Here is a 20,805-nt window from a genome sequence, read left to right as displayed (position 1 = left end):
GTATCCGCTTTTAGTTTTTAATTAAATCCACATGAATTTATCCTCTGGTCTTTATACCGATTTATATCAGCTTACCATGGCGCAATCTTACTTTCTCCATGGAAAGCATAACACCGTGGCCACTTTTGATTATTTCTTTAGAAAAAATCCATTTGAAAGTGGTTATGTTCTATTCTGCGGTTTGGAGCAGGTTTTAGATTGGCTTGAGAAAGTCTCTTTTACCAAAGATGATCTGGCCTACCTCAAGGATCAAGGTTTTAGGGAAGACTTTTTAGAATACTTGGGTGGGTTCTCCTTTAGAGGACATATAAAAAGCATGGAAGAAGGCCAAGTGGTTTTTCCCTTTGCCCCTATTCTATCGGTTACAGCCTCTGTGGTAGAGTGCCAAATTATTGAAACATATTTGCTCAATATTCTTAACTTTCAATCACTGATTGCTACCAAGGCGAGTCGGGTTCGTTATGTGGCAGGAAAACAAGCCATCCTTTCAGAGTTTGGCTTGCGCCGTTCCCAAGGTTATGCTGGATTATTGGCTTCAAGAGCTGCCTATATAGGCGGGTTTGATAGTACCTCTAATGTATTGGCAGGAAAGGAATTTGAAATTCCCATTTCTGGTACCATGTCTCACGCGTTTATACAGTCTTACGATGACGAATTAACCGCCTTTATGGCCTATGCCGAGACCTTTCCTGATAATTGCACTTTATTAGTAGATACTTACAATACCTTAAAAAGTGGCATGCCCCATGCAATTGAAGTAGCTAAACATTTAAAATCAAAAGGACATCAATTGGCCGCCATAAGATTGGATAGTGGTGATTTGGCGTACCTATCGCGAACTTGTAGAAACATGCTGGATGCTGCAGGTTTTCCTGAGGTGAAAATTGCAGCCTCAAACCAATTGGACGAGCATGTGATAAGAAGTTTGAAGGAGCAAGAAGCCGCTATAGACATTTATGGCGTGGGAACAAATTTGGTAGTTGGTCGCTCTAACGGTGCACTTGACGGGGTTTATAAACTGTGTAGTTTTGATGGGGTTCCACGAATCAAAATTTCAGAAAACCTTAAAAAAATGAATCTTCCCGGATCAAAGCAAGTATATCGTTATTTGAATCCTAATGGGCTTTATATGGGAGATGCTATTGCCATGGAAACAGAACAAACACCCAATGAAATGGTACATCCATTTGAACCCCATAAAGCTATGGCTATTGCATCAGAACAAGGGAAACCCATGTTGCGCGAAGTTATGAATCAAGGTAAGAGATCCATAGCCAAAAAAAGCACTCAGGAAATCGCAGAGATGGCTAAACAAAACTTACAGTTACTTCCTCGTGAACACAAACGTTTTGATAACCCACATGTTTATAAAGTGGGTATAAGTAGAGCCGTAGAAGTACTAAGAGATGACCTAAAGAATCAAAAGAAATGAAAGCGTTAATTCTTGTTGACATACAGAATGATTTTTTACCTGGTGGTTCTTTGGCCGTTCCAGAAGGAGATACTATCATCACTACTGTAAATCAATTGCAACCCCAATTTGACCTGGTGGTAGCCACTCAAGATTGGCATCCTTCAAACCACTTGAGTTTTGCTTCCAATCATGATGGTTTAAAACCGTTTGATATGATTGACCTTTTTGGAATCAAACAAGTATTATGGCCAGACCACTGTATTCAGGGAAGTGAAGGATCGCAGTTTTCAGAAACTCTTGATATGAATGCTGTTTCTGCTATTTTCAGAAAAGGTATGGATCCAAAAACAGATAGTTACAGCGGTTTTTTTGATAATGGTAGACGCCATCATACAGGACTTTCAGCCTATTTAAAATCAAAAGGCATCAAACAGGTTTATGTTTGCGGATTAGCGGCAGACTATTGTGTTTACTACACCGCCAAAGATGCGCAGAGTGAAGGGTTTGAAACCTATTTCATTAGCGATGCTACCAAGGCTATTGCTCAAGAAACTTTAGATTTTGCTCTTAAGGATTTAAAACAGCATCAAGTAAAAATAATAAGTACCAAAGACCTTTAAACTCTTTTATCTTATTTATAAATCAGACATGCCTACCTTTGCCTCATGAATCATACCTATCCCAAGGCTGAAAAACTAAAAAGCAAAAAATTGATTGAAGCCCTTTTTTCTGAAGGAAAAAGTGTTTCTGCCTATCCCCTTCGGATGGTTTACATAAAAACCCATTTTGAAGATGACATTCCTTGTAAAGTAGGTGTTTCTGTATCCAAAAAAAGATTTAAAAAAGCCGTAGACAGAAACCACATAAAACGCTTGTTAAGGGAAGCTTATCGATTAAATAAATGGGATATATTTAACAACATTGACGAGCAATATGCGTTTATGATTTTGTACATTGGGAAAGACAAACTAACTTTTCATGAAATAAATGACCTTTCTAAAAAGTTGTTTTCCAAATTTTTAAAACACATCCATAAAGATTAGTCCTGCTATGAAACGATTATTAAAGACCCGTATCATAATCCCCATACTGGCATTAGCTATTTTGGTTACTGCCTCCTCCTTTAAAAATGACTTCTTTGAAGTAGCTAAACAATTGGAAATCTTCACCACCTTGTTTAAGGAAATAAACATGAGTTATGTAGATGAGACCAATCCAGCCGATTTGATGGACAAAGCCATTAAAAGCATGTTGGAAGATTTGGACCCCTACACCCAATTCTATAATGAACAGGATGTAGAAGCTGAAAAGATAAGACGCACTGGAGATTACACAGGAATTGGTGCCAAAGTAAGGGTTTTGAAAGATAAACTTTTGATTGTGGAACCCTACCAAGGATATCCTGCCGATAAAGCAGGTCTAAAGGCAGGAGATGAAATTATCAAGGTAAACAACACCGTTGTAGCTGACTTTAAGGACGATGCTGGGGAGCTTTTAAAAGGGGCAGCTAATAGTTCGGCCAATGTGACCTATGTGAGACAAGGAAAACAATACACCACCGAAATCAAACATTCTGAAATTGAAATTGATGCGGTGCCCTATTTTTCTATGATCAATGATAAAACAGGCTATATTGTTTTGAATGCTTTTAATACCAAAGCTTCTGCACAAACCTCTTATGCACTTAGGGATTTAAAGGCTCAAGGAGCCAAAAAAATAATTTTGGATTTAAGAGGAAATCCAGGAGGGCTTTTGCATGAAGCAGTTAACATTGTGAACTTATTTGTGCCAAAAGGTCAATTGGTAGTAACGACCAAATCCAAAGTGGAAAAATTCAATAGAACCTATTACACTTCTAAAGATCCAGTTGATACAGAAATCCCATTGGTTGTTTTAATCAACGGCAGTAGTGCCTCGGCAAGTGAAATTGTATCTGGTTCCCTTCAGGATTTGGATCGCGCCGTTATTGTAGGTTCTAGAAGTTTTGGAAAAGGATTGGTGCAACGTCCCAAACCTTTAACTTATGGTACCCAATTAAAAATAACCATTTCACGCTATTACACGCCTTCTGGTCGGTGTATTCAAGCGTTAGATTATTGGCATAGGGACGAACAAGGAAATGCCGTTAGAATTGACAAAAAGAACTACAACGAATTTAAAACCAAAGGAGGTAGAAAGGTATATGATGGAGGTGGTGTACAACCAGATGAAGCTATGGAAATTAGTAAGAATTCTGCGGTCACAGATGCCATTTTAAATGATTTCCTGATTTTTGATTATGCAACCAACTATTATTACAAACATCCCAATCTAGAAAACATCGGTCAATTTAAATTAGGTAACTCTGATTTTGAGGATTTCAAAAAATATCTTAAATCTAATGACTTTTCCTTTGTAACAGAAACAGAAAAAGCTCTAAGTGAGGTTCATAAAAAAGCCATTAAAGAAGATTTAGAAGATAATATCAAAAATGAATACAACCAATTGTTGAAAACCTTAAATAGCTCTAAGGAGCTTGCTATCAATCAAAATAAGGATCAAATACTATCACTATTAACCGACGAAATAGTAAAACGCTATGTTTACAGAGAAGGTTTGTATGATTATTACAAAAATCATAACCCCGAAATAAAGAAATCAACTGAGATTCTTTCAAATTTGGAGACGTATTATGATTATTTGAGATTGAAGAAGGGTTAATTTTTAATAATTTACTATATTTAATTGCTATTATCCGTAGCATACAATGAAAAACCTACTCTTTATATGGATTTTTGTTTGTAGTTTCAATGCCTTAGCCCAAAAGGAATTTAACCATGTGGTCTATTTTGAAACTGATCAATTTGATGTTCCTGAAACTGAAAGAAGCAGGTTATTACTTTTTATTTCAACTTTAGACACCGTAGATATAGAGCGTGTTTCTATTTATGGTTTTTGTGATGATCGTGGAAGTACCAACTACAATCTGGATCTTTCTCAGAAACGTGCCAATTCTATAAAAACCATATTTTCAAACAACGAACTGGACGATTCCAAAATAAGCAACGTTGATGGTAAAGGTGAAATTCTACTTAAAGTTGTTCAAGAAGAAAATGTTGAGAAAATCCGTGGTTTGAACCGAAAGGTTGAAATTATCGTGCATCCCTATGATCCTCCTCGAAAAGAAAAGAAAACGACACCGGAAGAGGCTCAAGAGTTTCGGGAAATTATCAATGGTGATTTAAAAACTGGCGATAAAGTAACTTTAAACAATATTCTGTTTAAAACAGGTTATACGACACTGTTACCAGAATCCAAGCCCGTACTGGATGATATCGCTAAGGTTTTAATAGAACGTGATGATATTTATTTTACTATTCAAGGCCATGTTTGTTGTACCAAATACAGTCGAGATGCTGTAGATAGAAAAACAAAAAAACGCAATTTATCCCTAGCTCGTGCCAAGTATATTTATGATTATCTAGCCAAAAGTGGTGTTGATAAAAAACGCATGAAATATGTGGGACTTCGTCGCAAATTTCCACTTGGTGGCGAAGCTAAATTTGACAGAAGAGTCGAAATATTAATTACCTATGTTGGCGACAACAATTAATTTTCTCAATGAATAAATTTTTAAATCACTACTTGACCGAAATATTGGTCATTCTACTTACTATATTTCTTACTTTTCTATATACTAAAGGTACTTTGAACGAACAAGCCATGTTGATTCTTTATGGTTTAAGTACCATGTTTTTTGCAAACAAAGCACTGGACCAATCTATTGATAGGTTGGTTTTACAATCGTATGTGGTTATTTGTTTATGTATTTTGGTCTGTGCCCTGTTTCTATTTTATCACAACAGAACCATCTTAAGTATTATTACCATTCTTAACTTTGCATTTCTTGTTTATTTCGCCTTTAAGTCTTCAAAATTAGATCAATCCAAAGCTTTATACCGAAGTTTTATTATAAAGCATTTACTTGTAGGATCTTTATGCTCCATCCTATTATAAAAAGGATGTCCCTTTTTGAATTGCGAGGTAAAATAATTTATTCTCCATTCATTAAATTCCACAAAAATTCTAGTTTTCGGAAAGTTCTTTGAGCTTTTTTAAAGCCTTTGGCCAAGTGGTATCAAAATAATCCTGATAATCATCAGCCATATCACATTCAACCGTTACTGTTGTCACTCCATTTTCCTCTTGAAAGGAATAATTTTCCAATCCGCCAGCCCATTTCTCAACGTCTGGGCCTTCAGTGATTTCTTTGTCGCCATCCAAAATTCCGTAATGACGAATGGAAATAAATTTGTGTGGGATATTGTCTGCAATTTCTGAGACCATACCTCCTTTTTTGCCATTCTCATCGGTCCCAACAAAGAGAATTTTAGATCCCTTATCCCAACTTCCCTCATAAGTGGAAGTGGGATTAAATTCAGCTGTCCATAGGTTATAAGTTTCGATGTTATCTATACCAAGCATTGTATTATAAACTTCATCCGCAGACGCGTTTATTTCAATTGTATATTGAAGTTTTTTCATGAGTCAAAAATTTAAAACGGTATTACATTAATCCAAATCTCTTGTGTTTGCCACCTCTCTGTGGAGTTTCCATTTACCATCCTTTTTATCTTTTTTGAGTATGGCCAGAAAAGTCGCAGTCAGCTCAATGGCCTCCCCTTCTTCATTGGTATAATAGGTCGAGCTGGTCCCAAAATCATAGGCAATACTGTCACTTACAATAATGGTTTCTTTGGGATGCATCACCAAACTATCGTAATGGAATTTACCAACAGGGTTTTCACTTAATCTCTTAAAAGGCTCCCATACACCACAATCAGGAGTCAGCGATTTAACATCCTCTGTTCCATATTGTCTTAAATCACCGAATCTATTTTCTTTAATAGCCAGTTGAAACGCATTTCTAGTTTCTTCAATGGATTTTAATTCGGCCTGAATATCTAATTCCGTTTTTTCTTCCGACTTCATCTTTGATTGCTCGTTTTTTCCATTGCAAGAAATCAACAATGACATGGAGAGCATGATAATTAGATTTTTCATTCTTTTTTGATTTATAATGTTACTTAACTATTACAGGTATGAAACTGACTTATTTGATCTGAATACTAAAATTTATAAAATAGAATACAAATCATTTAAAGATAAGTAATTTTAAATCAATTAATTATACAACATTTAAGACTCCAAATATCATTTTCAAAAAATCTGGAAATAATTTACAAGTATTTATTTTCAAATACTTCCCATTCATACATTTCTCCAAATTCGTTAAGTGATTTAGGTTGGATATCCAATCTGAAGATTTCTTTCTTACTCTTCTCTTGGGAGATATTTCCAGTTTCCGAAGTTAATATTCCTTTTAAAAAGTCAAACTTATCACTTTCAAAATCACCACTAGCTGAATGTACACCAACCGATTCAGCTAAAATAAGTTCCATTTGGTTATTTCTAAATTCAAAGGTATAAGACTGATGTGATCGTGTATATTGATAGAATATATTCAGCCATCCTTTTTTGATTGATAATTCAGGTTCAAGATAATTAACCATGCCACCCTCATCCCCTCGAGCTATGAACTCATTATTTTGAATGACGACCGTTTGTTTACTGTCTTGATTGAATAAGACCAGAATAACTCTAGGTTTCCTTTTAATTAATTTACAATTAGAACATTCTTTAACCTGAATACTATCCTTTGATTCTAGAATGATAGCTGCATCATCCAAACCATCCATATTTAAGTCTCCTGTTGATTGCGCTAAAATTTTCCAATCTGGATTTTTCTCAATTCCATTTAAATTTTCTCCTATAAAATTGGGATAATTGAATCTGTCTCTTTGAGCAAATCCAAACATATAAAAGGTAAAAAATAATATTGCTAAAATTTTGATTTTCATGGCTTAAATTTCATTTTAAAAGTCTAAGATTATCAAGAAATCCAAGTACTTACAATTTTATCAATGGTCCACTTTTCATTTTCATTTTTCTTTATATAGATTCTAAAACCAACTCCATTAAGAGCCCCCATGGAATAACCTACATTTAAAACACCATTGTTTTTTGTATTATCAAATGATATGCTACTAAAATCTATTTCAGCGGCTATGAAGTAATCATCATTGGGTCTCCATAACTCATTTCCACTTGGAAATTCTGAACGATATTTAAACCTAATTTTCTTATTATTTGATTTTAATTTATTCACATCAATTCTGTAATTTGATCCATATTTTGTGTCAATTGAATCTGAGACAATCAAGAAGATTAGCGATTCATCCCTTTCTACAGAATCTTTCACTCGTTCCCATTTTCTCATTTTATCCTTATACTTATCACTATTTTTGTAAGTATCAATAGCTCTATCAATATCCTTATTAAACGCTTCTTTTTCAAAAACATCTGGCAACGGTGGAGGTGGTGGAAGAATTCTTCTATCATAAAAGATAGAATCTATAATTGATGGTGCTATTTCATATAAAACAGCTTGCTCAAATTCAGTTTGAGACAAAATTTTATCTTGTTTACAGTTCCAAAAAGAACATAACAAAATTAAGAATATAAGGTATTGTGCTTTACACATACATAAACCAACAATTAACAGCATTTAGCCAGCCTAACAATCTAAATTAAGAAACAAGAGGCAAAAAACACTTCTCTAATAAGTAAATAATAGGAAAATCTCCGCTTACTTCGATTTATAGCTATTCTTTATAAGGTTTTTATATTTTTGTGTAACACACAAACTACTTTAAAACAATTATCTATGACGTTCTTCAATAAGCTAAAATGGATCCTAGGAATATTAATGGTCTTTGTTCTTATAATTACCACAAACTTAATAGATAAGAACAATTTTGTAAGAGTTCGTGATTCGGTTGTTACTATTTATGAAGATAGGTTAATTGCCAGTGATTTAATTTTTGACATGCTCAAATTAGTACAAGAAAAGGAATTGGCTGTAGTAGCCTCTGATTCTAGCTTTTTTGTATCTCAGAATTCTAAAGTAAATGCTGATTTACAATCTTTAGTAAATCGATTTGAGCAAACAAAACTGACCACAGAAGAGTCAAAAGTTTTCAAAGAGCTAAAAAATAATATGGAATCATTGATGGATTCTGAAAGTCAGTTGAAAGATTCCAATACCTCTAACCATTCGAAAATTCTAAATGATATTTCAGTTTTAAAACACAATCTAACCGACCTATCAAAAATTCAACTTAACGAAGGCAGTAAACAAATGTCAATTAGTAAACAAGCTGTTGATACCGTTGAATTATTTACTCATATTGAAATTTATTTATTGGTATTTCTCGCCATAGTTATTCAAATCATTGTTATGTATAACCCAAAAAAGAAATCGTAAATCTGATTTTTATAGACGCTATTTAAAGCAATTAAGAGAGCCTTGGAGTAGTTTTTTGAGAATTCAATAATGTATTAAGCTTCAAGCTTTCTATACATTGCCATATGAGGAATATCATCTTCCAAGTAGGTGTCACCTTCCTCAATAAACCCTAATTCATTATAGAATTTCTTGAGGTAACATTGGGCAGATATTTTTATCACTTTTCCTTTAAAATCCTCTTCAATCAACTTGATAGAGGCCTTCATAATGTCTTTTCCAAAACCAAATTGTCTGAAAGACTCTTTAACTACCACCCTACCAATACTAGAATATTCGAAATAATCACCAGGTTTAAAGAGTCTGGTATAAGCTACCAATTGGTTCTGATAATAACCCAAAACATGAAGTGCTTTTTGATCCTTTCCATCAATATCTTGATATACGCAATCCTGCTCCACCACAAAGACTTCACTTCTTAATTGAAGCAAATCATATAGTTCTTTGGTTTGCAACTCATCAAAAGTCTTTATTTGAATCTCTAGCATTAGTCTTGTACTATGACTTCTTTTGGGTCGTTTTTATCAAATTCTGGTTGAATGGTAACATGATTGATATCAAATTTCTCATGCAGCTCCATCTCTATTCTGTGAAGAAGTTCATCAAATTCGGTGATCGACATATTTTCTTCTAAATCTAAATGTGCTTCCAAATGAAGTTCATGATCGCTCAAATTCCAGATATGCACATGATGTAGTTTTTTTACTTTAGGCAGTTTATTCACAGTACGCACCACTTCTTTAATATCAATATAATCTGGGGTAAACAACATAAGCATTCTAGTAGAGGATTTAAGCAAATCAAATCCCACCCAAATAAGGTAAAGAGCTATTAACAAAGTTAACAAACTATCCACCCAAAATAACTCATAGTACTTCATTAAAAGACCACCTACCAAAACCGCTACGCTAGCCAACATATCAGTTAATAAATGTAGATAGGCCGATTTGAGATTGAGATTGTGGTTGGAATCCTTTTTTAAAAGCAAGACACTAAACCCATTAAAGGCAATTGCCAAGATTGCTAGCCAAATAACCAAACCAGAATCTATAGTTTGTGGATCTTGAAACCTATGAATAGCTTCTTTAATTAATATAAAAGCAACAATGATAAGGGTTGATGCATTTACAAAAGCGGCCAAAATTTCGGCTCTTTTATAACCAAAAGTTCTATTAAACGAAGCTTTTTGTTTACTTAGTTTTGAAGCTATATAACTTACAATAAGTGAAATGACATCACTAAAATTATGGAGCGCATCACTTAATAAAGATAAACTTCCAGAAACCAGACCTCCCACTACTTGAGCAGCCGTAATCAAAATATTAAGAACAATAGAAATCATCAGATTCCTATCCTTAGTATCTTTGGTTAAATGGTTATGTGAATGTTGGTGCCCCATTAACAGGAAACAGGAATTTTGTCTATCCTATTTTGGTGTCTTCCACCTTCAAAGGCTGTTTCCAAAAAGACATCGACCATTTCCAACACCTGAGGCAAAGCCGTAAACCTTGCTGGAATACTTAAAATATTAGCATTATTATGTTCTCTTGCTAATTGAACAATCTCCTTATTCCAACATAAGGCAGAGCGAACACCCTGATGTTTATTAGCTGTCATATTAGCCCCATTTCCACTACCACATATAATGATACCAAAATCAACTTGTCCCTTTTCAACATCATTAGCAACAGGGTGTATAAAATCAGGGTAATCAACACTACTATTGGAATCGGTTCCATAGTTAGTAACTTCTATACCTTTACTTTTAAGGTGCTCAATAACAGCAAATTTATAATCGGTTCCAGCGTGATCGTTTCCAATAGAGATTTTCATAGTTTTGGCAAATAAATTAAGGCTGTAAAGGTACAAAATGTGGTAAAACGCCCCTTCAAAACTGTTTACAAATTTTATAGGTTGTTAGTTACTGTTGTTATTAGTATTCATAACTTGTTAATAACTGTTAATTTCTTTCTAAAAGAAAAATTTTCAAAAGTCAATTAAATTTTCAAACAGAATTTAAATCCTGATATCAAAAAAATAACTCTACAATTTTTAGCTAAGTTATCAGCAGCTAAATTTTTAATATCAACACCCATTTCTTTAACAATTTATTAAGATGAAACTATTAACATGCGTTCTCAACAGTTGTTAATAGTATTTAACATTAAGCTAATAATGAACTATTTAAATCAATAACCTTTGTTAATTAATTATTAATAGAACGTAAACTATGTGTTTTCAAAATATTTTTTAAAAAAGTTATTCTAACTATTAACAAGCAATAATCATTATCATTATTCTTTTAAAAAATTTAAATAAGAAAAATTAATATGATATTAAATGTGGATAAACTTTCAACGAAAGCTCTTTTCTTAATATATTAAACAGTAGATTTGTTTGAATCAGTTTTTTATGGCTAGAAAGAAAAGGAAAAGAAATAGCTCAGGTGGTATCGGTAATTTGGCCCAAACTATTTTGAGTATTCTGAAAAAAGAACGAAATAAAACCTTCAATTATAAACAAATTGCGGCTAAACTTGGAGTTAATGATGCCAGTAGCCGGAATCAAATTATAAAGAAACTAGCGCAACTTAAAGCGAAGCAAGAGATTGAAGAAGTAGAAAGAGGCAAGTTTAAAGCTGTTATTACCACACAATACTACTCTGGAATTCTAGATATTACAGCAAAAGGATCTGGTTACATTATTTGTGATGAATTTGAGGATGATGTTTACGTTGCATCTAATAATGTAAACAAAGCATTGGATGGTGATGAAGTTGAGTTTTATCTATACAAAAGAAGAAAAAGAGGGAAGCTAGAAGGGGAGATTACCAACATAATTAAGCGTAAGAAAAGTGAATATGTTGGAGTCGTGCAATTACATAGCAATTATGCCTTTGTTATACCTGATAGCAATAAAATGTACAAGGACATCTTTGTACCTATCAATAAAACCAATAAGGCTGAAGATGGGGATAAAGTATTGGTTTCTCTTGAAGATTGGCCAGAAAAAGCAGATTCTCCTTATGGAAAAATTCTAAAAGTTTTAGGTAAACCAGGAGACCATCAAACGGAGATCCATTCCATTTTAGCTGAATATGGGTTGCCTTATGAATTTCCTCATGAGGTTGAAGAGTTTGCAAGTAAAATTGATACATCCATTTCAGCTGAAGAAATAGCAAAAAGAAGGGATATGCGTGAAACCCTCACGTTTACAATTGATCCCAAAGATGCTAAGGATTTTGATGATGCGCTTTCATTCCAAGTATTGGATAATGGGCTCTATGAAATTGGTATTCATATTGCCGATGTATCGCATTATGTCCAACCTGATACAGTTTTAGATGAAGAAGCTTATGAACGTGGTACCAGTATTTATTTGGTAGATAGGGTAGTACCAATGCTTCCTGAAGTGTTGTCTAATTTTGCTTGTTCCCTAAGGCCACATGAAGAGAAATTTACTTTTTCAGCAGTATTTCAATTAAACGATAAGGCTGAAGTTAAGAACCAGTGGTTTGGAAGAACTGTAACTTATAGCGATGCTCGGTTTGCTTATGAAGAAGCTCAAGCTATTATAGAAACAAAATCTAATAACATTCCTGAAGAAGTTTCTCTTACTGGAAAAGCCTATACAGCAGATCAATCTATAGCAGATGCCATTTTGAAATTGGATGATTTAGCTAAAATTATGCGAAGTAAACGCATGAGTCAAGGAGCTATTTCATTTGATAAAGTGGAGGTAAAGTTCAATTTGGATGAAGAGAATAATCCAGTTGGTGTTTTCTTTAAGAGCAGTAAGGATGCCAATAAATTGATTGAGGAATTCATGCTTTTAGCCAATAAAAAGGTAGCAGAGTTTGTAGGTAAAAAATCACCTAAAAAAACGTTTGTTTACCGTATCCATGACGAACCAGATGATTCCAAATTAGCGGCTCTACAAAACGTAGTTGGTAAGTTTGGGTACAAACTTAACTTCAAGGATAGAAAGAGTACCACAGCCTCTTTAAATAACTTATTAAAAGATGTGGTTGGTAAGAAAGAACAGAACCTGGTAGATACACTTACCATAAGAAGTATGAGTAAGGCAGAATATTCAGTGTTCAATATTGGTCATTACGGATTGGCTTTTGAATATTACAGCCATTTTACATCTCCTATTAGGAGGTATCCAGATGTGATGGCACATCGCTTATTGCAACACTATTTAGATGGTGGTAAATCAGCAAGTGAAGAGGTGTATGAAGATAAGTGTAGCCACTGCAGCAGTATGGAATATTTAGCAACCCAGGCAGAACGGGATTCCATCAAATACATGCAAATTAAATTTATGCAGGATCATAAAGATGAAGAGTTTGCAGGTGTAATTTCTGGGGTTACCGATTGGGGTGTTTATGTAGAAATAATTTCAAATAAATGCGAAGGTATGGTTCGAATTCGTGATATCAGTGATGATTATTATGAATTTGATGAAAGCCAATTTGCAATCATCGGAAGGGAAACCAAAAACATGTATCAATTGGGTGATGAAGTAGTGGTTAAAGTGAAAAATACCGATTTGGTTAAAAAGCACTTGGATTTTATTTTGTTGGGTAAATTAGAAGATCAATAAATGATATTAAGCACAACCAATAGCATTGAAGGCCATCAAATTATTGATTATTTAGGTATTGTTACAGGGGTATCGGTAAATGCCCAAAAGACGACATTCACCTTTAAAAAGGAAACCTATTTTGCTTCCTTGGAAGAAAGTATAAATGAAGCAAAGGAAGAAGCCTTTCAAAAATTAAAGGAAAATGCCTCCAAACTGTCTGCTAATGCTGTTGTAGGAATAAAAATAGATATAGAAACGTTTCCTCAAAGTACCTTTTTATTGGTTTCTATTACGGGTACTGCTGTAAAGGTTCAATAACTCTTCTTAGGGTACCATATATTTTTTCTAACTTTGTTAGAAAGTTTTTCAGGGTTTTATGTTAGATGACATTTTAGCGGCCATTCCATTTGGTATTCTCTTATCATTTACCATTGGTCCGGTCTTTTTTGTTCTGTTGGAAACCAGTGCTACCAAAGGATTTAAAAGTGCGGTTATTTTTGATTTTGGAGTATTACTGGCCGATGTTTTATTCATTTTAGTTGCCTTTTACAGTACAACCAAACTCCTTGATAAAATAAAGGATGACCCTAATTTTCTTGTTTTTGGAGGCGTTCTATTGGCTGTTTATGGCTTTATTTCCTTTATAAAAACTTCCAAATCTTTTAGGGAAATAGTGAGAGAATATCATAGGGTAGAAATAAAAAAGAACTTCAAAAAACTATTCCTCAAAGGGTTCTTACTTAATTTTATAAACATCGGAGTGCTTTTAGGATGGTTGGGTTTTATTGTCATAGGAAATTCATTGACTGAAACCAATCAGGATTTATTTGTCTTTTTAGCTACCATTTTAGCTACCTATTTTTTAGTAGATCTAGTCAAAATTTCTATTGCTAAAACTTTAAAAAACAGATTGAATCCTCGTGCTATTTTTAAAACCAAAAAAATAGTCGCTTTGGTTATTATGGGATTTGGCCTTCTGTTATTGGCACAAGGTTTTTTTCCGAAAGAAAAGGAGATGATCAAAGAGAAATTCGAACAAATCAACCCACTTGACTGATAAAAAATAAAAAAGCTCCTAATAATTTATTAAGAGCTTTCTTGAGGCGTCTAGCGGATTCGAACCGCTGTAGATGGTTTTGCAGACCACTGCCTAGCCACTCGGCCAAGACGCCATTAAAATGGATTGCAAATGTAACAAAAATTACCTTTTTACCCCATTTACCATTTATTTTTTCTTCTTTTCGGTCATTTTTATTGTAACCATTTCAACATCACCTCCAATAGGCGGATTTAATTTACTTACCCAAACCGTTGCTTTTTTAACAAGTTTATCCTCTTTAAGGATGCGCTGTAAGATACGTTTTGCTACCGTTTCAAGTAAGTGGGATGGTATTTTCATCTCTTCTCTAACGACCTTATTTAAAAAAACATAATCCACTGTATCAGATAGTTGATCTGTTTTAGAAGATTTTTTTAAATCAGCTTCAATTTCCAAATCCACGCGATAATCACTACCAATTTTGGTTTCTTCCTTCAAGCATCCATGATGCGAAAAGACCCTAATATTTTGTAATGTTATAACTCCCATTAGTTTGTAAATAAATCAAAAATATTACTTAAAGCACTGGTTTTGGCCTTGTAAAATTCGGTATAACTACATCTTTTGCAGGTTATGGAAGTATATTTTTGATTTTGTACATCAAAAATTTTGGAGAGTGTACCTCCTGTAGCTCTCAATTGCCCTAGTTGATATGTTTTGTTTGAACATTTAGGACAGGTATAATTGATATGAGACATGGCTTTTAATTTTTTATAAAAATAATCATTCTGTATTTAACAAAAACCCTCGCTTAAGTTTATATTTTGCTTAATTTTGGGCAGTTTGAATAAGTTAAGCATTTATGTCTGAAGAAAAGAAATCTCTAAATTTTTTAGAGCACATCATAGAAGAGGATTTGGCAAATGGATTGCCAAAAAATGATTTACGGTTTAGGTTTCCACCAGAACCTAACGGGTATTTGCATATTGGACACACTAAAGCCATTGGTATTAGTTTTGGTTTGGGAGAAAAGTATAATGCTCCTGTTAATCTAAGATTCGATGATACCAATCCCGCTAAAGAGGAACAGGAATATGTAGATGCTATTAAGAGGGATGTATCTTGGTTAGGTTATACTTGGGCCAATGAATTGTATTCTTCAGATTATTTTCAACAACTTTATGATTGGGCCGTTTTACTTATCAAAGAGGGAAAAGCTTATGTAGATTCCCAATCGAGTGTGGCTATGGCCGAACAAAAGGGAACTCCAACAGTGCCTGGAGTTGATGGACCCTATAGAAATAGATCGATTGAAGAAAATTTGGATTTATTTCAAAGAATGAAAGATGGCGAATTCAATGAAGGGGCACATGTTTTAAGAGCAAAAATTGACATGGCGCATACCAATATGTTAATGAGGGATCCCATCATGTACCGTATTTTAAAGAAACATCACCATAGAACAGGAGATACTTGGTGCATTTATCCAATGTATGACTGGACCCATGGAGAAAGCGATTACATTGAACAAATTTCCCATTCTCTTTGTTCTTTGGAATTTAAACCACATAGAGAATTATACAACTGGTTTAAGGAAAGTGTATATCCATATTCTCAAGAAGAATTACCATTATTGCCAAAACAACGTGAATTTGCACGATTGAACTTGAGTTATACCGTAATGAGTAAAAGAAAATTACTCAAATTGGTTCAAGAGGGTATAGTGAAAGGTTGGGATGACCCGAGGATGCCTACCATTTCTGGTTTACGTAGGAGAGGATATACCCCTGCTGCCATTAGAGATTTTATCGAAAGGGTAGGAGTCGCCAAAAGAGATAATGTTATTGATGTTTCCTTATTGGAATTTTGTATTCGTGAAGATTTAAATAAAACGGCACCTAGGGTAATGGCTGTTTTGGATCCGATTAAATTGGTTATTGAAAATTATCCTTCGGATCAAGTTGAATGGTTGGAAGCAGAAAATAATCAGGAAGATGAAAGTGCTGGTTTCAGGAAAGTACCTTTTTCAAAGGAATTATATATTGAAAAAGACGATTTCAAAGAAGAAGCCAACAGTAAATATTTTAGACTTACTTTAGGAAAAGAGGTACGACTTAAAAATGCTTACATCATCAAAGGGGAAAGTGTTGTAAAAGATGCCAATGGAAATATTACAGAAATTAGATGTTCTTATGATCCTGAAAGTTTGAGTGGTAGTGGCACTGAGGCTAGTTTGAGAAAAGTAAAAGGAACGTTGCATTGGGTGTCTATCAAACATGCTGTAAAGGCGGAAGTACGTGAATATGATAGATTATTTATGCATGAAGCGCCAGATACGGATGAAGAAAAGGATTTTATGGAGTTCTTAAATCCAGATTCCTTAAAGGTAATTGAAGCCTTTGTGGAACCAAGTTTAACGGAGGCTCAAACAGGAGATAGGTTCCAATTTCAAAGATTGGGTTATTTTAATGTAGATGATGATTCTAGCGCGGATAGCTTGGTATTTAATAAAATAGTTGGGTTAAGGGATAATTGGGCCAAACAAACCAAACCTGCAGAACATAAACCTCAAACACAGCAAAAGCCTCAGCAAAATAAAAGACCAGCAATAGAGGTCATTAAACAATTAGGAAAGAAATACACGAATTATCCAGCGGATAAACAAGAAAAGGTAAAAGAAGAAATTAAGATCCTTGCCAAGGAAGTTTCTTATGAAGATTTGCAACCGTTATTTGGAACAGCAGCAAAGAAAGTAGGAACCAGAATAGCTACTGCTATTGCGTTAGGAGTGCTTTTGGAACAAGGCCTAGAAAAGCATGATGATATTTTAGAATTTATTGAAAAGGCTCAGGAAGATACCAATGATATTTTGGTAGCAGAAACGGCTAACCTTTAAATGTAATATTTTATAGCATTATGAACCCGGAATTATTTTCCGGGTTTTTTTATTTGAGGCTTTTGAAAGATGAAATTTCATATCTTTAAATGTAACTAACTAAATAATAGCGATATGGAAATTAATTTTTTAGCATTGGTTGTCGCTGCGGCATCCACCTTTGTAGTTGGGTTTATCTATTATAATCCTAAAGTATTTGGATCTGCATGGATGACAGCTGCAGGTCTTACAGAAGAGAAAGTAAAGGCTGGTAATATGGCACTTATTTTTGGTTTGTCTTTTTTGTTTGCCTTCATGATTTCTATGGAAATGCAATTTTTAACCATTCATCAAACTGGGGCTATAAGTATGGTTGGTGGTGATCCAAGTAATGCATTACCTTCATTTCAAGCTTTTATGGATGATTATGGAAACGTTTACAGGACATTTAAACATGGAGCTTTACATGGTTTCTTGGCCAGTTTGTTCTTTGCATTTCCCATGATTGCAACCATTGGTTTGTTTGAAAGGAAAAGTTGGAAATACATTCTCATTAATAGTGGATATTGGGTAATTTGCTTGACCCTTATTGGTGCCATAGTTTGTGGATGGAAATAAGAAAAGGAAAGTCATTTCCATGATAACGATACCTCCTAGACGTTTTTGATTTTTTTGACAACTTACAAATTATACAACTCATTTAAAGATCTTCCAGAGGCGTGGTCGGTTTTATCCAAGAATGATTTATTCTTACAGGAGAGTTATCTAAAAGCCATGGAGTTGGCAAGTCCCACTAATATTTCTTGGTATTATGTGGGCGTTTTTAAAGAGCAAAAATTGGTTGGAATTGCCATTATTCAGAGAGTCGAATTGTATTTGAAGGATATGTTTAGAGAACATACCGACGGCTTTTTTATACGTTCTCTAAAAGATATTTTATCAATTTTTTTAAGGGGAAATATGTTGGTTGTTGGTAATATGACTCACACTGGACAACATGGCCTTTATCATACCCAAGAAATTTCTAAGGATGATTTTTGTGATGCCATCATACGAACCTTAAACGATTTGAGGTTAAAAATAAAAAACGAGAATCATAAGAAGATTCGTGTCATCCTTTGGAAGGATTACTTTTCAGATCAAGTACCTTTTGGTAACTCCCTGGTGTATACAAAAGAACAATTAAACAGGGTAGAAGTTCAACCTAATATGATTCTGAAAGTAAAGGATCATTGGAAGACTTTTGATGACTATTTAACCGACTTAAACAAGAAATACCTAAGACGATACCGAACAGCTCTGAAAAAGGCTAAAAACATCCGTAAAGAGGAATTGGATATAGAACAGGTAAGGACATTAAATGATACCATGTATCAATATTATAAAACGGTTTCAGACAATGCCTCTTTTAATACGTTTATACTTCCTAAAAATCACTTTATATCCCTTAAAACGGAATTAAAGGATGCCTTTAAAGTTTATGGATATTTTCTGGACAATGAATTAATAGGGTTTTACACGCTATTAATTAACAAAAGCCAGCTGGAAACCTATTTTTTAGGATACCATCCTAATTATCAATATACCTATCAGCTGTATTTAAACATGCTCTACGATATGGCTGCCTATGGAATCAACCAAGGATTTCAAAACGTGGTGTATGCCAGAACAGCTATGGAAATAAAAAGCTCTGTGGGTGCTGAGGCTTTACCGATGGTTGTTTTTATGAAGCATACCAATTCGCTTTTGAATTCCTTATTTCGACAGATTTTCAAACTAATGAACCCAACAAAAAAATGGGAGGAAAGGCATCCTTTTAAACATTAAATAAAACATAAATATTTCAAGGTTCCTTAGGAATTTCCTAACTTAAGATTTTACATTCAAAAATGTCTGTATTATGAAAAGCACACAAGATTTATTAACAGAAATTTCTAATTTAACTAGGGAAATAGAAGAACACTATCCCGAATTATATCAATATTTGGATGAAAATCCAGACACCATACCCAGCATAGACCATCCAAAAGTTGGCAACAAGGAACTTCAAGAGTATTTGAATAGCTTAAAAGCCCAATTAGAAACCTATAAAGAAGAACACTAGATAGAGAGTTCTCCTTTATAGGTTGTTTTAAGGTAGTTTTTTATGGTTTCAAAAGTGGCAGAATCAACAAATTGTTTGGATATAACCATTTTCTTGGATTCGGTTTCAACCTTTATTTCACCTGCAAAATGGGAGATGTTTTTGATGTCTTCCCATTTCATCTTCTTACCTAAAAAGCCATTGATTTGAATGACATCCTTATTTAAGGTTAGATAGTTATAATACCAAAGGTAGAAACCCATTGCTATGTAATAGATAGCCATTATGGCATAAAAGGAAGGAATCCAGTTGATGGTATCAAGCGCAAATAAAATTCCTAATACCAACCAAATACTGCCAAAGATAAAATGGCCAATAACCCAGGATTTCTTGTACTTTATGAGCATTATTCTTTACCTTCTTTTTCTTCTCTTTGGCGTTTCATTGCCTCACCAATTTGATTGCTGGCAGCAAAGCTAGCGACCATATTGTTTAGCATATCACTTCCTGCTTGAGGAGAGTTTGGTAGAAGAATCAAGTTGCTATTGGTTTCTTCACCTATAGATTGTAAGGTGTCATAATGTTGGGTTACAACGATAAGAGCAGAGGCCTCTTGAGAATTGATACCGACACGATTTAAAACCTCTACAGACTCTTCCAGTCCGCGTGCAATTTCACGTCTTTGGTCGGCGATACCTTGACCTTGCAAACGCTTACTTTCGGCTTCAGCTTTGGCTTTTTCAACGATTAAAATTCTTTGGGCATCACCTTCATATTGAGCGGCTATTTTTTCGCGTTCAGCGGCATTGATTCGGTTCATAGCCGATTTTACTTGTGCATCAGGATCGATATCTGTAACCAAGGTTTTAATAATATCAAATCCGTAATCTAACATGGCATCGTTCAATTCAGCTTTAACAGCTATAGCGATGTCATCTTTTTTAACAAAAACATCATCGAGTTTCATTTTAGGTACCTCGGCACGTACCACATCAAACACATAACTGGTTATCTGGTCGTGTGGGTAATCCAATTTGTAAAAAGCATCATATACTTTGTCTTTGATAACTACAAATTGTACCGATACTTTTAATCTTACAAATACATCATCAAGCGTTTTGGTTTCAACAATAACGTCCAATTGTTGAATTTTTAAACTCAATCGTCCAGCAACACGGTCAATTAAGGGAATCTTGAATCGCAATCCCGATTGTGCAATGGCTTGAAACTTCCCAAAGCGTTCAACAATGGCTGCAGATTGCTGTTTGACAGTAAAAAAAGATAGCAGAACAATTAATAATCCTAAAACAAAAAATGGAACTAAAAGAATGGACATGGCGGTGGTTTTAACATTTTTAACAATAAAATCTAAATTAGTTTATATTTGTCTAAATCTCAT

Annotated in this window: 25 protein-coding genes and 1 tRNA gene; 14 read left to right on the top strand and 12 right to left on the bottom strand. The window is 34.1% G+C overall.

Going from position 1 to position 20,805, the window contains the following annotated elements:
* The first annotated feature begins 31 nt into the window (after nucleotides 1-31).
* Genes GZ212_RS02090 through GZ212_RS02065 form a run of 6 tightly spaced genes read left to right on the top strand, consistent with a single transcriptional unit; the run spans nucleotide 32 to nucleotide 5,410 of the window.
* On the top strand, nucleotides 32-1,432 hold the full coding sequence (locus tag GZ212_RS02090; RefSeq protein ID WP_166956863.1) for a nicotinate phosphoribosyltransferase: 1,401 nt from the start codon (nucleotides 32-34) through the stop codon (nucleotides 1,430-1,432).
* On the top strand, nucleotides 1,429-2,034 hold the full coding sequence (gene pncA, locus GZ212_RS02085) for a bifunctional nicotinamidase/pyrazinamidase (protein WP_166956861.1): 606 nt from the start codon (nucleotides 1,429-1,431) through the stop codon (nucleotides 2,032-2,034). The genes GZ212_RS02090 and pncA overlap by 4 nt, the downstream gene beginning before the upstream one ends.
* A 45-nt stretch (nucleotides 2,035-2,079) precedes the next feature.
* Entirely contained in the window at nucleotides 2,080-2,457 is a 378-nt protein-coding gene (rnpA, locus tag GZ212_RS02080; RefSeq protein ID WP_166956859.1) for a ribonuclease P protein component, read from the top strand.
* Nucleotides 2,458-2,464: 7 nt separating this feature from the next.
* The gene (locus GZ212_RS02075; RefSeq protein ID WP_166956857.1) at nucleotides 2,465-4,114 is read left to right on the top strand and encodes a S41 family peptidase; all 1,650 of its coding nucleotides are present in this window, start codon (nucleotides 2,465-2,467) and stop codon (nucleotides 4,112-4,114) included.
* Nucleotides 4,115-4,160: 46 nt separating this feature from the next.
* A complete protein-coding gene (locus GZ212_RS02070; protein WP_053970809.1) occupies nucleotides 4,161-5,006 on the top strand; it encodes an OmpA family protein in 846 nt (281 codons plus the stop codon).
* A gap of 8 nt (nucleotides 5,007-5,014) precedes the next feature.
* Nucleotides 5,015-5,410: a hypothetical protein gene (locus tag GZ212_RS02065; protein ID WP_053970808.1), complete on the top strand. Its 396-nt coding sequence runs from the start codon at nucleotides 5,015-5,017 to the stop codon at nucleotides 5,408-5,410.
* Between the two features lie 69 nt (nucleotides 5,411-5,479).
* On the opposite strand, the gene GZ212_RS02060 is transcribed toward GZ212_RS02065, so the two are convergent.
* From GZ212_RS02060 to GZ212_RS02045, 4 genes are all read right to left on the bottom strand, one after another.
* Nucleotides 5,480-5,938 (bottom strand): SRPBCC domain-containing protein, encoded by a 459-nt coding sequence (locus GZ212_RS02060; RefSeq protein WP_166956855.1) that lies wholly within the window; start codon nucleotides 5,936-5,938, stop codon nucleotides 5,480-5,482.
* A 27-nt stretch (nucleotides 5,939-5,965) separates the two neighbouring features.
* A complete protein-coding gene (locus GZ212_RS02055; RefSeq protein ID WP_166956853.1) occupies nucleotides 5,966-6,457 on the bottom strand; it encodes a hypothetical protein in 492 nt (163 codons plus the stop codon).
* A gap of 176 nt (nucleotides 6,458-6,633) precedes the next feature.
* Complete coding sequence (locus GZ212_RS02050; protein ID WP_166956851.1) at nucleotides 6,634-7,314, bottom strand: hypothetical protein; 681 nt, start codon at nucleotides 7,312-7,314, stop codon at nucleotides 6,634-6,636.
* A 32-nt stretch (nucleotides 7,315-7,346) separates the two neighbouring features.
* Nucleotides 7,347-7,925: a hypothetical protein gene (locus GZ212_RS02045; RefSeq protein ID WP_240923708.1), complete on the bottom strand. Its 579-nt coding sequence runs from the start codon at nucleotides 7,923-7,925 to the stop codon at nucleotides 7,347-7,349.
* Between the two features lie 255 nt (nucleotides 7,926-8,180).
* Here GZ212_RS02045 and GZ212_RS02040 point away from each other — a divergent pair, with 255 nt between their 5' ends.
* Entirely contained in the window at nucleotides 8,181-8,780 is a 600-nt protein-coding gene (locus tag GZ212_RS02040) for an MCP four helix bundle domain-containing protein (RefSeq protein WP_166956847.1), read from the top strand.
* Between the two features lie 74 nt (nucleotides 8,781-8,854).
* Here the strand turns inward: GZ212_RS02040 and GZ212_RS02035 are convergent, their stop codons facing one another.
* Genes GZ212_RS02035 through rpiB form a run of 3 tightly spaced genes read right to left on the bottom strand, consistent with a single transcriptional unit; the run spans nucleotide 8,855 to nucleotide 10,652 of the window.
* The gene (locus tag GZ212_RS02035) at nucleotides 8,855-9,307 is read right to left on the bottom strand and encodes a GNAT family N-acetyltransferase (RefSeq protein WP_166956845.1); all 453 of its coding nucleotides are present in this window, start codon (nucleotides 9,305-9,307) and stop codon (nucleotides 8,855-8,857) included.
* Nucleotides 9,307-10,218: a cation diffusion facilitator family transporter gene (locus tag GZ212_RS02030; protein ID WP_166956843.1), complete on the bottom strand. Its 912-nt coding sequence runs from the start codon at nucleotides 10,216-10,218 to the stop codon at nucleotides 9,307-9,309. Before GZ212_RS02030 ends, GZ212_RS02035 begins: the two co-directional genes overlap by 1 nt.
* Entirely contained in the window at nucleotides 10,218-10,652 is a 435-nt protein-coding gene (gene rpiB / locus GZ212_RS02025; RefSeq protein WP_053970803.1) for a ribose 5-phosphate isomerase B, read from the bottom strand. The genes GZ212_RS02030 and rpiB overlap by 1 nt, the downstream gene beginning before the upstream one ends.
* A 579-nt stretch (nucleotides 10,653-11,231) precedes the next feature.
* Between rpiB and rnr the strand changes: the two genes are divergently transcribed.
* Genes rnr through GZ212_RS02010 form a run of 3 tightly spaced genes read left to right on the top strand, consistent with a single transcriptional unit; the run spans nucleotide 11,232 to nucleotide 14,466 of the window.
* Complete coding sequence (rnr, locus tag GZ212_RS02020; protein ID WP_166956841.1) at nucleotides 11,232-13,427, top strand: ribonuclease R; 2,196 nt, start codon at nucleotides 11,232-11,234, stop codon at nucleotides 13,425-13,427.
* Nucleotides 13,428-13,727 carry a heavy metal-binding domain-containing protein gene (locus tag GZ212_RS02015; RefSeq protein ID WP_166956839.1) on the top strand — a complete coding sequence of 100 codons (300 nt, stop codon included), beginning with the start codon at nucleotides 13,428-13,430 and terminating at the stop codon, nucleotides 13,725-13,727.
* Between the two features lie 58 nt (nucleotides 13,728-13,785).
* Nucleotides 13,786-14,466, top strand: a complete 681-nt coding sequence (locus tag GZ212_RS02010; RefSeq protein ID WP_053970800.1) for a LysE family translocator — start codon at nucleotides 13,786-13,788, stop codon at nucleotides 14,464-14,466.
* A gap of 44 nt (nucleotides 14,467-14,510) precedes the next feature.
* Here the strand turns inward: GZ212_RS02010 and GZ212_RS02005 are convergent.
* The 3 genes from GZ212_RS02005 to GZ212_RS01995 all read right to left on the bottom strand — a co-directional run bounded on the left by GZ212_RS02005 (nucleotide 14,511) and on the right by GZ212_RS01995 (nucleotide 15,206).
* Nucleotides 14,511-14,581: transfer RNA gene (locus GZ212_RS02005), tRNA-Cys, on the bottom strand.
* A gap of 53 nt (nucleotides 14,582-14,634) precedes the next feature.
* Entirely contained in the window at nucleotides 14,635-14,997 is a 363-nt protein-coding gene (gene folB, locus GZ212_RS02000) for a dihydroneopterin aldolase (protein WP_166956837.1), read from the bottom strand.
* Nucleotides 14,997-15,206 (bottom strand): zinc ribbon domain-containing protein, encoded by a 210-nt coding sequence (locus tag GZ212_RS01995; RefSeq protein WP_166956835.1) that lies wholly within the window; start codon nucleotides 15,204-15,206, stop codon nucleotides 14,997-14,999. The genes folB and GZ212_RS01995 overlap by 1 nt, the downstream gene beginning before the upstream one ends.
* A gap of 104 nt (nucleotides 15,207-15,310) precedes the next feature.
* Between GZ212_RS01995 and GZ212_RS01990 the strand changes: the two genes are divergently transcribed.
* The 4 genes from GZ212_RS01990 to GZ212_RS01975 all read left to right on the top strand — a co-directional run bounded on the left by GZ212_RS01990 (nucleotide 15,311) and on the right by GZ212_RS01975 (nucleotide 19,427).
* The gene (locus GZ212_RS01990; protein ID WP_166956833.1) at nucleotides 15,311-17,344 is read left to right on the top strand and encodes a glutamine--tRNA ligase/YqeY domain fusion protein; all 2,034 of its coding nucleotides are present in this window, start codon (nucleotides 15,311-15,313) and stop codon (nucleotides 17,342-17,344) included.
* Nucleotides 17,345-17,458: 114 nt separating this feature from the next.
* Nucleotides 17,459-17,941 carry a DUF1761 domain-containing protein gene (locus GZ212_RS01985; RefSeq protein WP_166956831.1) on the top strand — a complete coding sequence of 161 codons (483 nt, stop codon included), beginning with the start codon at nucleotides 17,459-17,461 and terminating at the stop codon, nucleotides 17,939-17,941.
* A 54-nt stretch (nucleotides 17,942-17,995) separates the two neighbouring features.
* A complete protein-coding gene (locus tag GZ212_RS01980; protein ID WP_166956829.1) occupies nucleotides 17,996-19,150 on the top strand; it encodes a GNAT family N-acetyltransferase in 1,155 nt (384 codons plus the stop codon).
* A gap of 73 nt (nucleotides 19,151-19,223) precedes the next feature.
* The gene (locus GZ212_RS01975; protein ID WP_166956827.1) at nucleotides 19,224-19,427 is read left to right on the top strand and encodes a hypothetical protein; all 204 of its coding nucleotides are present in this window, start codon (nucleotides 19,224-19,226) and stop codon (nucleotides 19,425-19,427) included.
* Here the strand turns inward: GZ212_RS01975 and GZ212_RS01970 are convergent.
* The gene (locus tag GZ212_RS01970; RefSeq protein WP_166956825.1) at nucleotides 19,424-19,813 is read right to left on the bottom strand and encodes a hypothetical protein; all 390 of its coding nucleotides are present in this window, start codon (nucleotides 19,811-19,813) and stop codon (nucleotides 19,424-19,426) included. The two genes, GZ212_RS01975 and GZ212_RS01970, sit on opposite strands and share 4 nt — an antisense overlap.
* Nucleotides 19,813-20,742 carry an SPFH domain-containing protein gene (locus GZ212_RS01965; protein WP_053970792.1) on the bottom strand — a complete coding sequence of 310 codons (930 nt, stop codon included), beginning with the start codon at nucleotides 20,740-20,742 and terminating at the stop codon, nucleotides 19,813-19,815. The genes GZ212_RS01970 and GZ212_RS01965 overlap by 1 nt, the downstream gene beginning before the upstream one ends.
* Nucleotides 20,743-20,805: the final 63 nt, after the last annotated feature.

The sequence above is a fragment of the Mangrovimonas sp. CR14 genome, assembly GCF_011764015.1.
GTDB classification, from domain to species: Bacteria; Bacteroidota; Bacteroidia; order Flavobacteriales; family Flavobacteriaceae; genus Mangrovimonas; species Mangrovimonas futianensis.
The sequence above is the reverse complement of the archived record's forward strand: the minus strand, read 5'-3'. Positions and strand labels throughout refer to the sequence as shown.

What these genes read in the sequence shown, in the direction of transcription:
- GZ212_RS02090 (WP_166956863.1), top strand. Translation starts at nt 32, where the DNA reads ATGAATTTATCCTCTGGTCTTTATACCGATTTATATCAGCTTACCATG.
- pncA (WP_166956861.1), top strand. Translation starts at nt 1,429, where the DNA reads ATGAAAGCGTTAATTCTTGTTGACATACAGAATGATTTTTTACCTGGT.
- rnpA (WP_166956859.1), top strand. Translation starts at nt 2,080, where the DNA reads ATGAATCATACCTATCCCAAGGCTGAAAAACTAAAAAGCAAAAAATTG.
- GZ212_RS02075 (WP_166956857.1), top strand. Translation starts at nt 2,465, where the DNA reads ATGAAACGATTATTAAAGACCCGTATCATAATCCCCATACTGGCATTA.
- GZ212_RS02070 (WP_053970809.1), top strand. Translation starts at nt 4,161, where the DNA reads ATGAAAAACCTACTCTTTATATGGATTTTTGTTTGTAGTTTCAATGCC.
- GZ212_RS02065 (WP_053970808.1), top strand. Translation starts at nt 5,015, where the DNA reads ATGAATAAATTTTTAAATCACTACTTGACCGAAATATTGGTCATTCTA.
- GZ212_RS02060 (WP_166956855.1), bottom strand. Translation starts at nt 5,938, where the DNA reads ATGAAAAAACTTCAATATACAATTGAAATAAACGCGTCTGCGGATGAA.
- GZ212_RS02055 (WP_166956853.1), bottom strand. Translation starts at nt 6,457, where the DNA reads ATGAAAAATCTAATTATCATGCTCTCCATGTCATTGTTGATTTCTTGC.
- GZ212_RS02050 (WP_166956851.1), bottom strand. Translation starts at nt 7,314, where the DNA reads ATGAAAATCAAAATTTTAGCAATATTATTTTTTACCTTTTATATGTTT.
- GZ212_RS02040 (WP_166956847.1), top strand. Translation starts at nt 8,181, where the DNA reads ATGACGTTCTTCAATAAGCTAAAATGGATCCTAGGAATATTAATGGTC.
- GZ212_RS02035 (WP_166956845.1), bottom strand. Translation starts at nt 9,307, where the DNA reads ATGCTAGAGATTCAAATAAAGACTTTTGATGAGTTGCAAACCAAAGAA.
- GZ212_RS02030 (WP_166956843.1), bottom strand. Translation starts at nt 10,218, where the DNA reads ATGGGGCACCAACATTCACATAACCATTTAACCAAAGATACTAAGGAT.
- rpiB (WP_053970803.1), bottom strand. Translation starts at nt 10,652, where the DNA reads ATGAAAATCTCTATTGGAAACGATCACGCTGGAACCGATTATAAATTT.
- rnr (WP_166956841.1), top strand. Translation starts at nt 11,232, where the DNA reads ATGGCTAGAAAGAAAAGGAAAAGAAATAGCTCAGGTGGTATCGGTAAT.
- GZ212_RS02015 (WP_166956839.1), top strand. Translation starts at nt 13,428, where the DNA reads ATGATATTAAGCACAACCAATAGCATTGAAGGCCATCAAATTATTGAT.
- GZ212_RS02010 (WP_053970800.1), top strand. Translation starts at nt 13,786, where the DNA reads ATGTTAGATGACATTTTAGCGGCCATTCCATTTGGTATTCTCTTATCA.
- folB (WP_166956837.1), bottom strand. Translation starts at nt 14,997, where the DNA reads ATGGGAGTTATAACATTACAAAATATTAGGGTCTTTTCGCATCATGGA.
- GZ212_RS01995 (WP_166956835.1), bottom strand. Translation starts at nt 15,206, where the DNA reads ATGTCTCATATCAATTATACCTGTCCTAAATGTTCAAACAAAACATAT.
- GZ212_RS01990 (WP_166956833.1), top strand. Translation starts at nt 15,311, where the DNA reads ATGTCTGAAGAAAAGAAATCTCTAAATTTTTTAGAGCACATCATAGAA.
- GZ212_RS01985 (WP_166956831.1), top strand. Translation starts at nt 17,459, where the DNA reads ATGGAAATTAATTTTTTAGCATTGGTTGTCGCTGCGGCATCCACCTTT.
- GZ212_RS01975 (WP_166956827.1), top strand. Translation starts at nt 19,224, where the DNA reads ATGAAAAGCACACAAGATTTATTAACAGAAATTTCTAATTTAACTAGG.
- GZ212_RS01970 (WP_166956825.1), bottom strand. Translation starts at nt 19,813, where the DNA reads ATGCTCATAAAGTACAAGAAATCCTGGGTTATTGGCCATTTTATCTTT.
- GZ212_RS01965 (WP_053970792.1), bottom strand. Translation starts at nt 20,742, where the DNA reads ATGTCCATTCTTTTAGTTCCATTTTTTGTTTTAGGATTATTAATTGTT.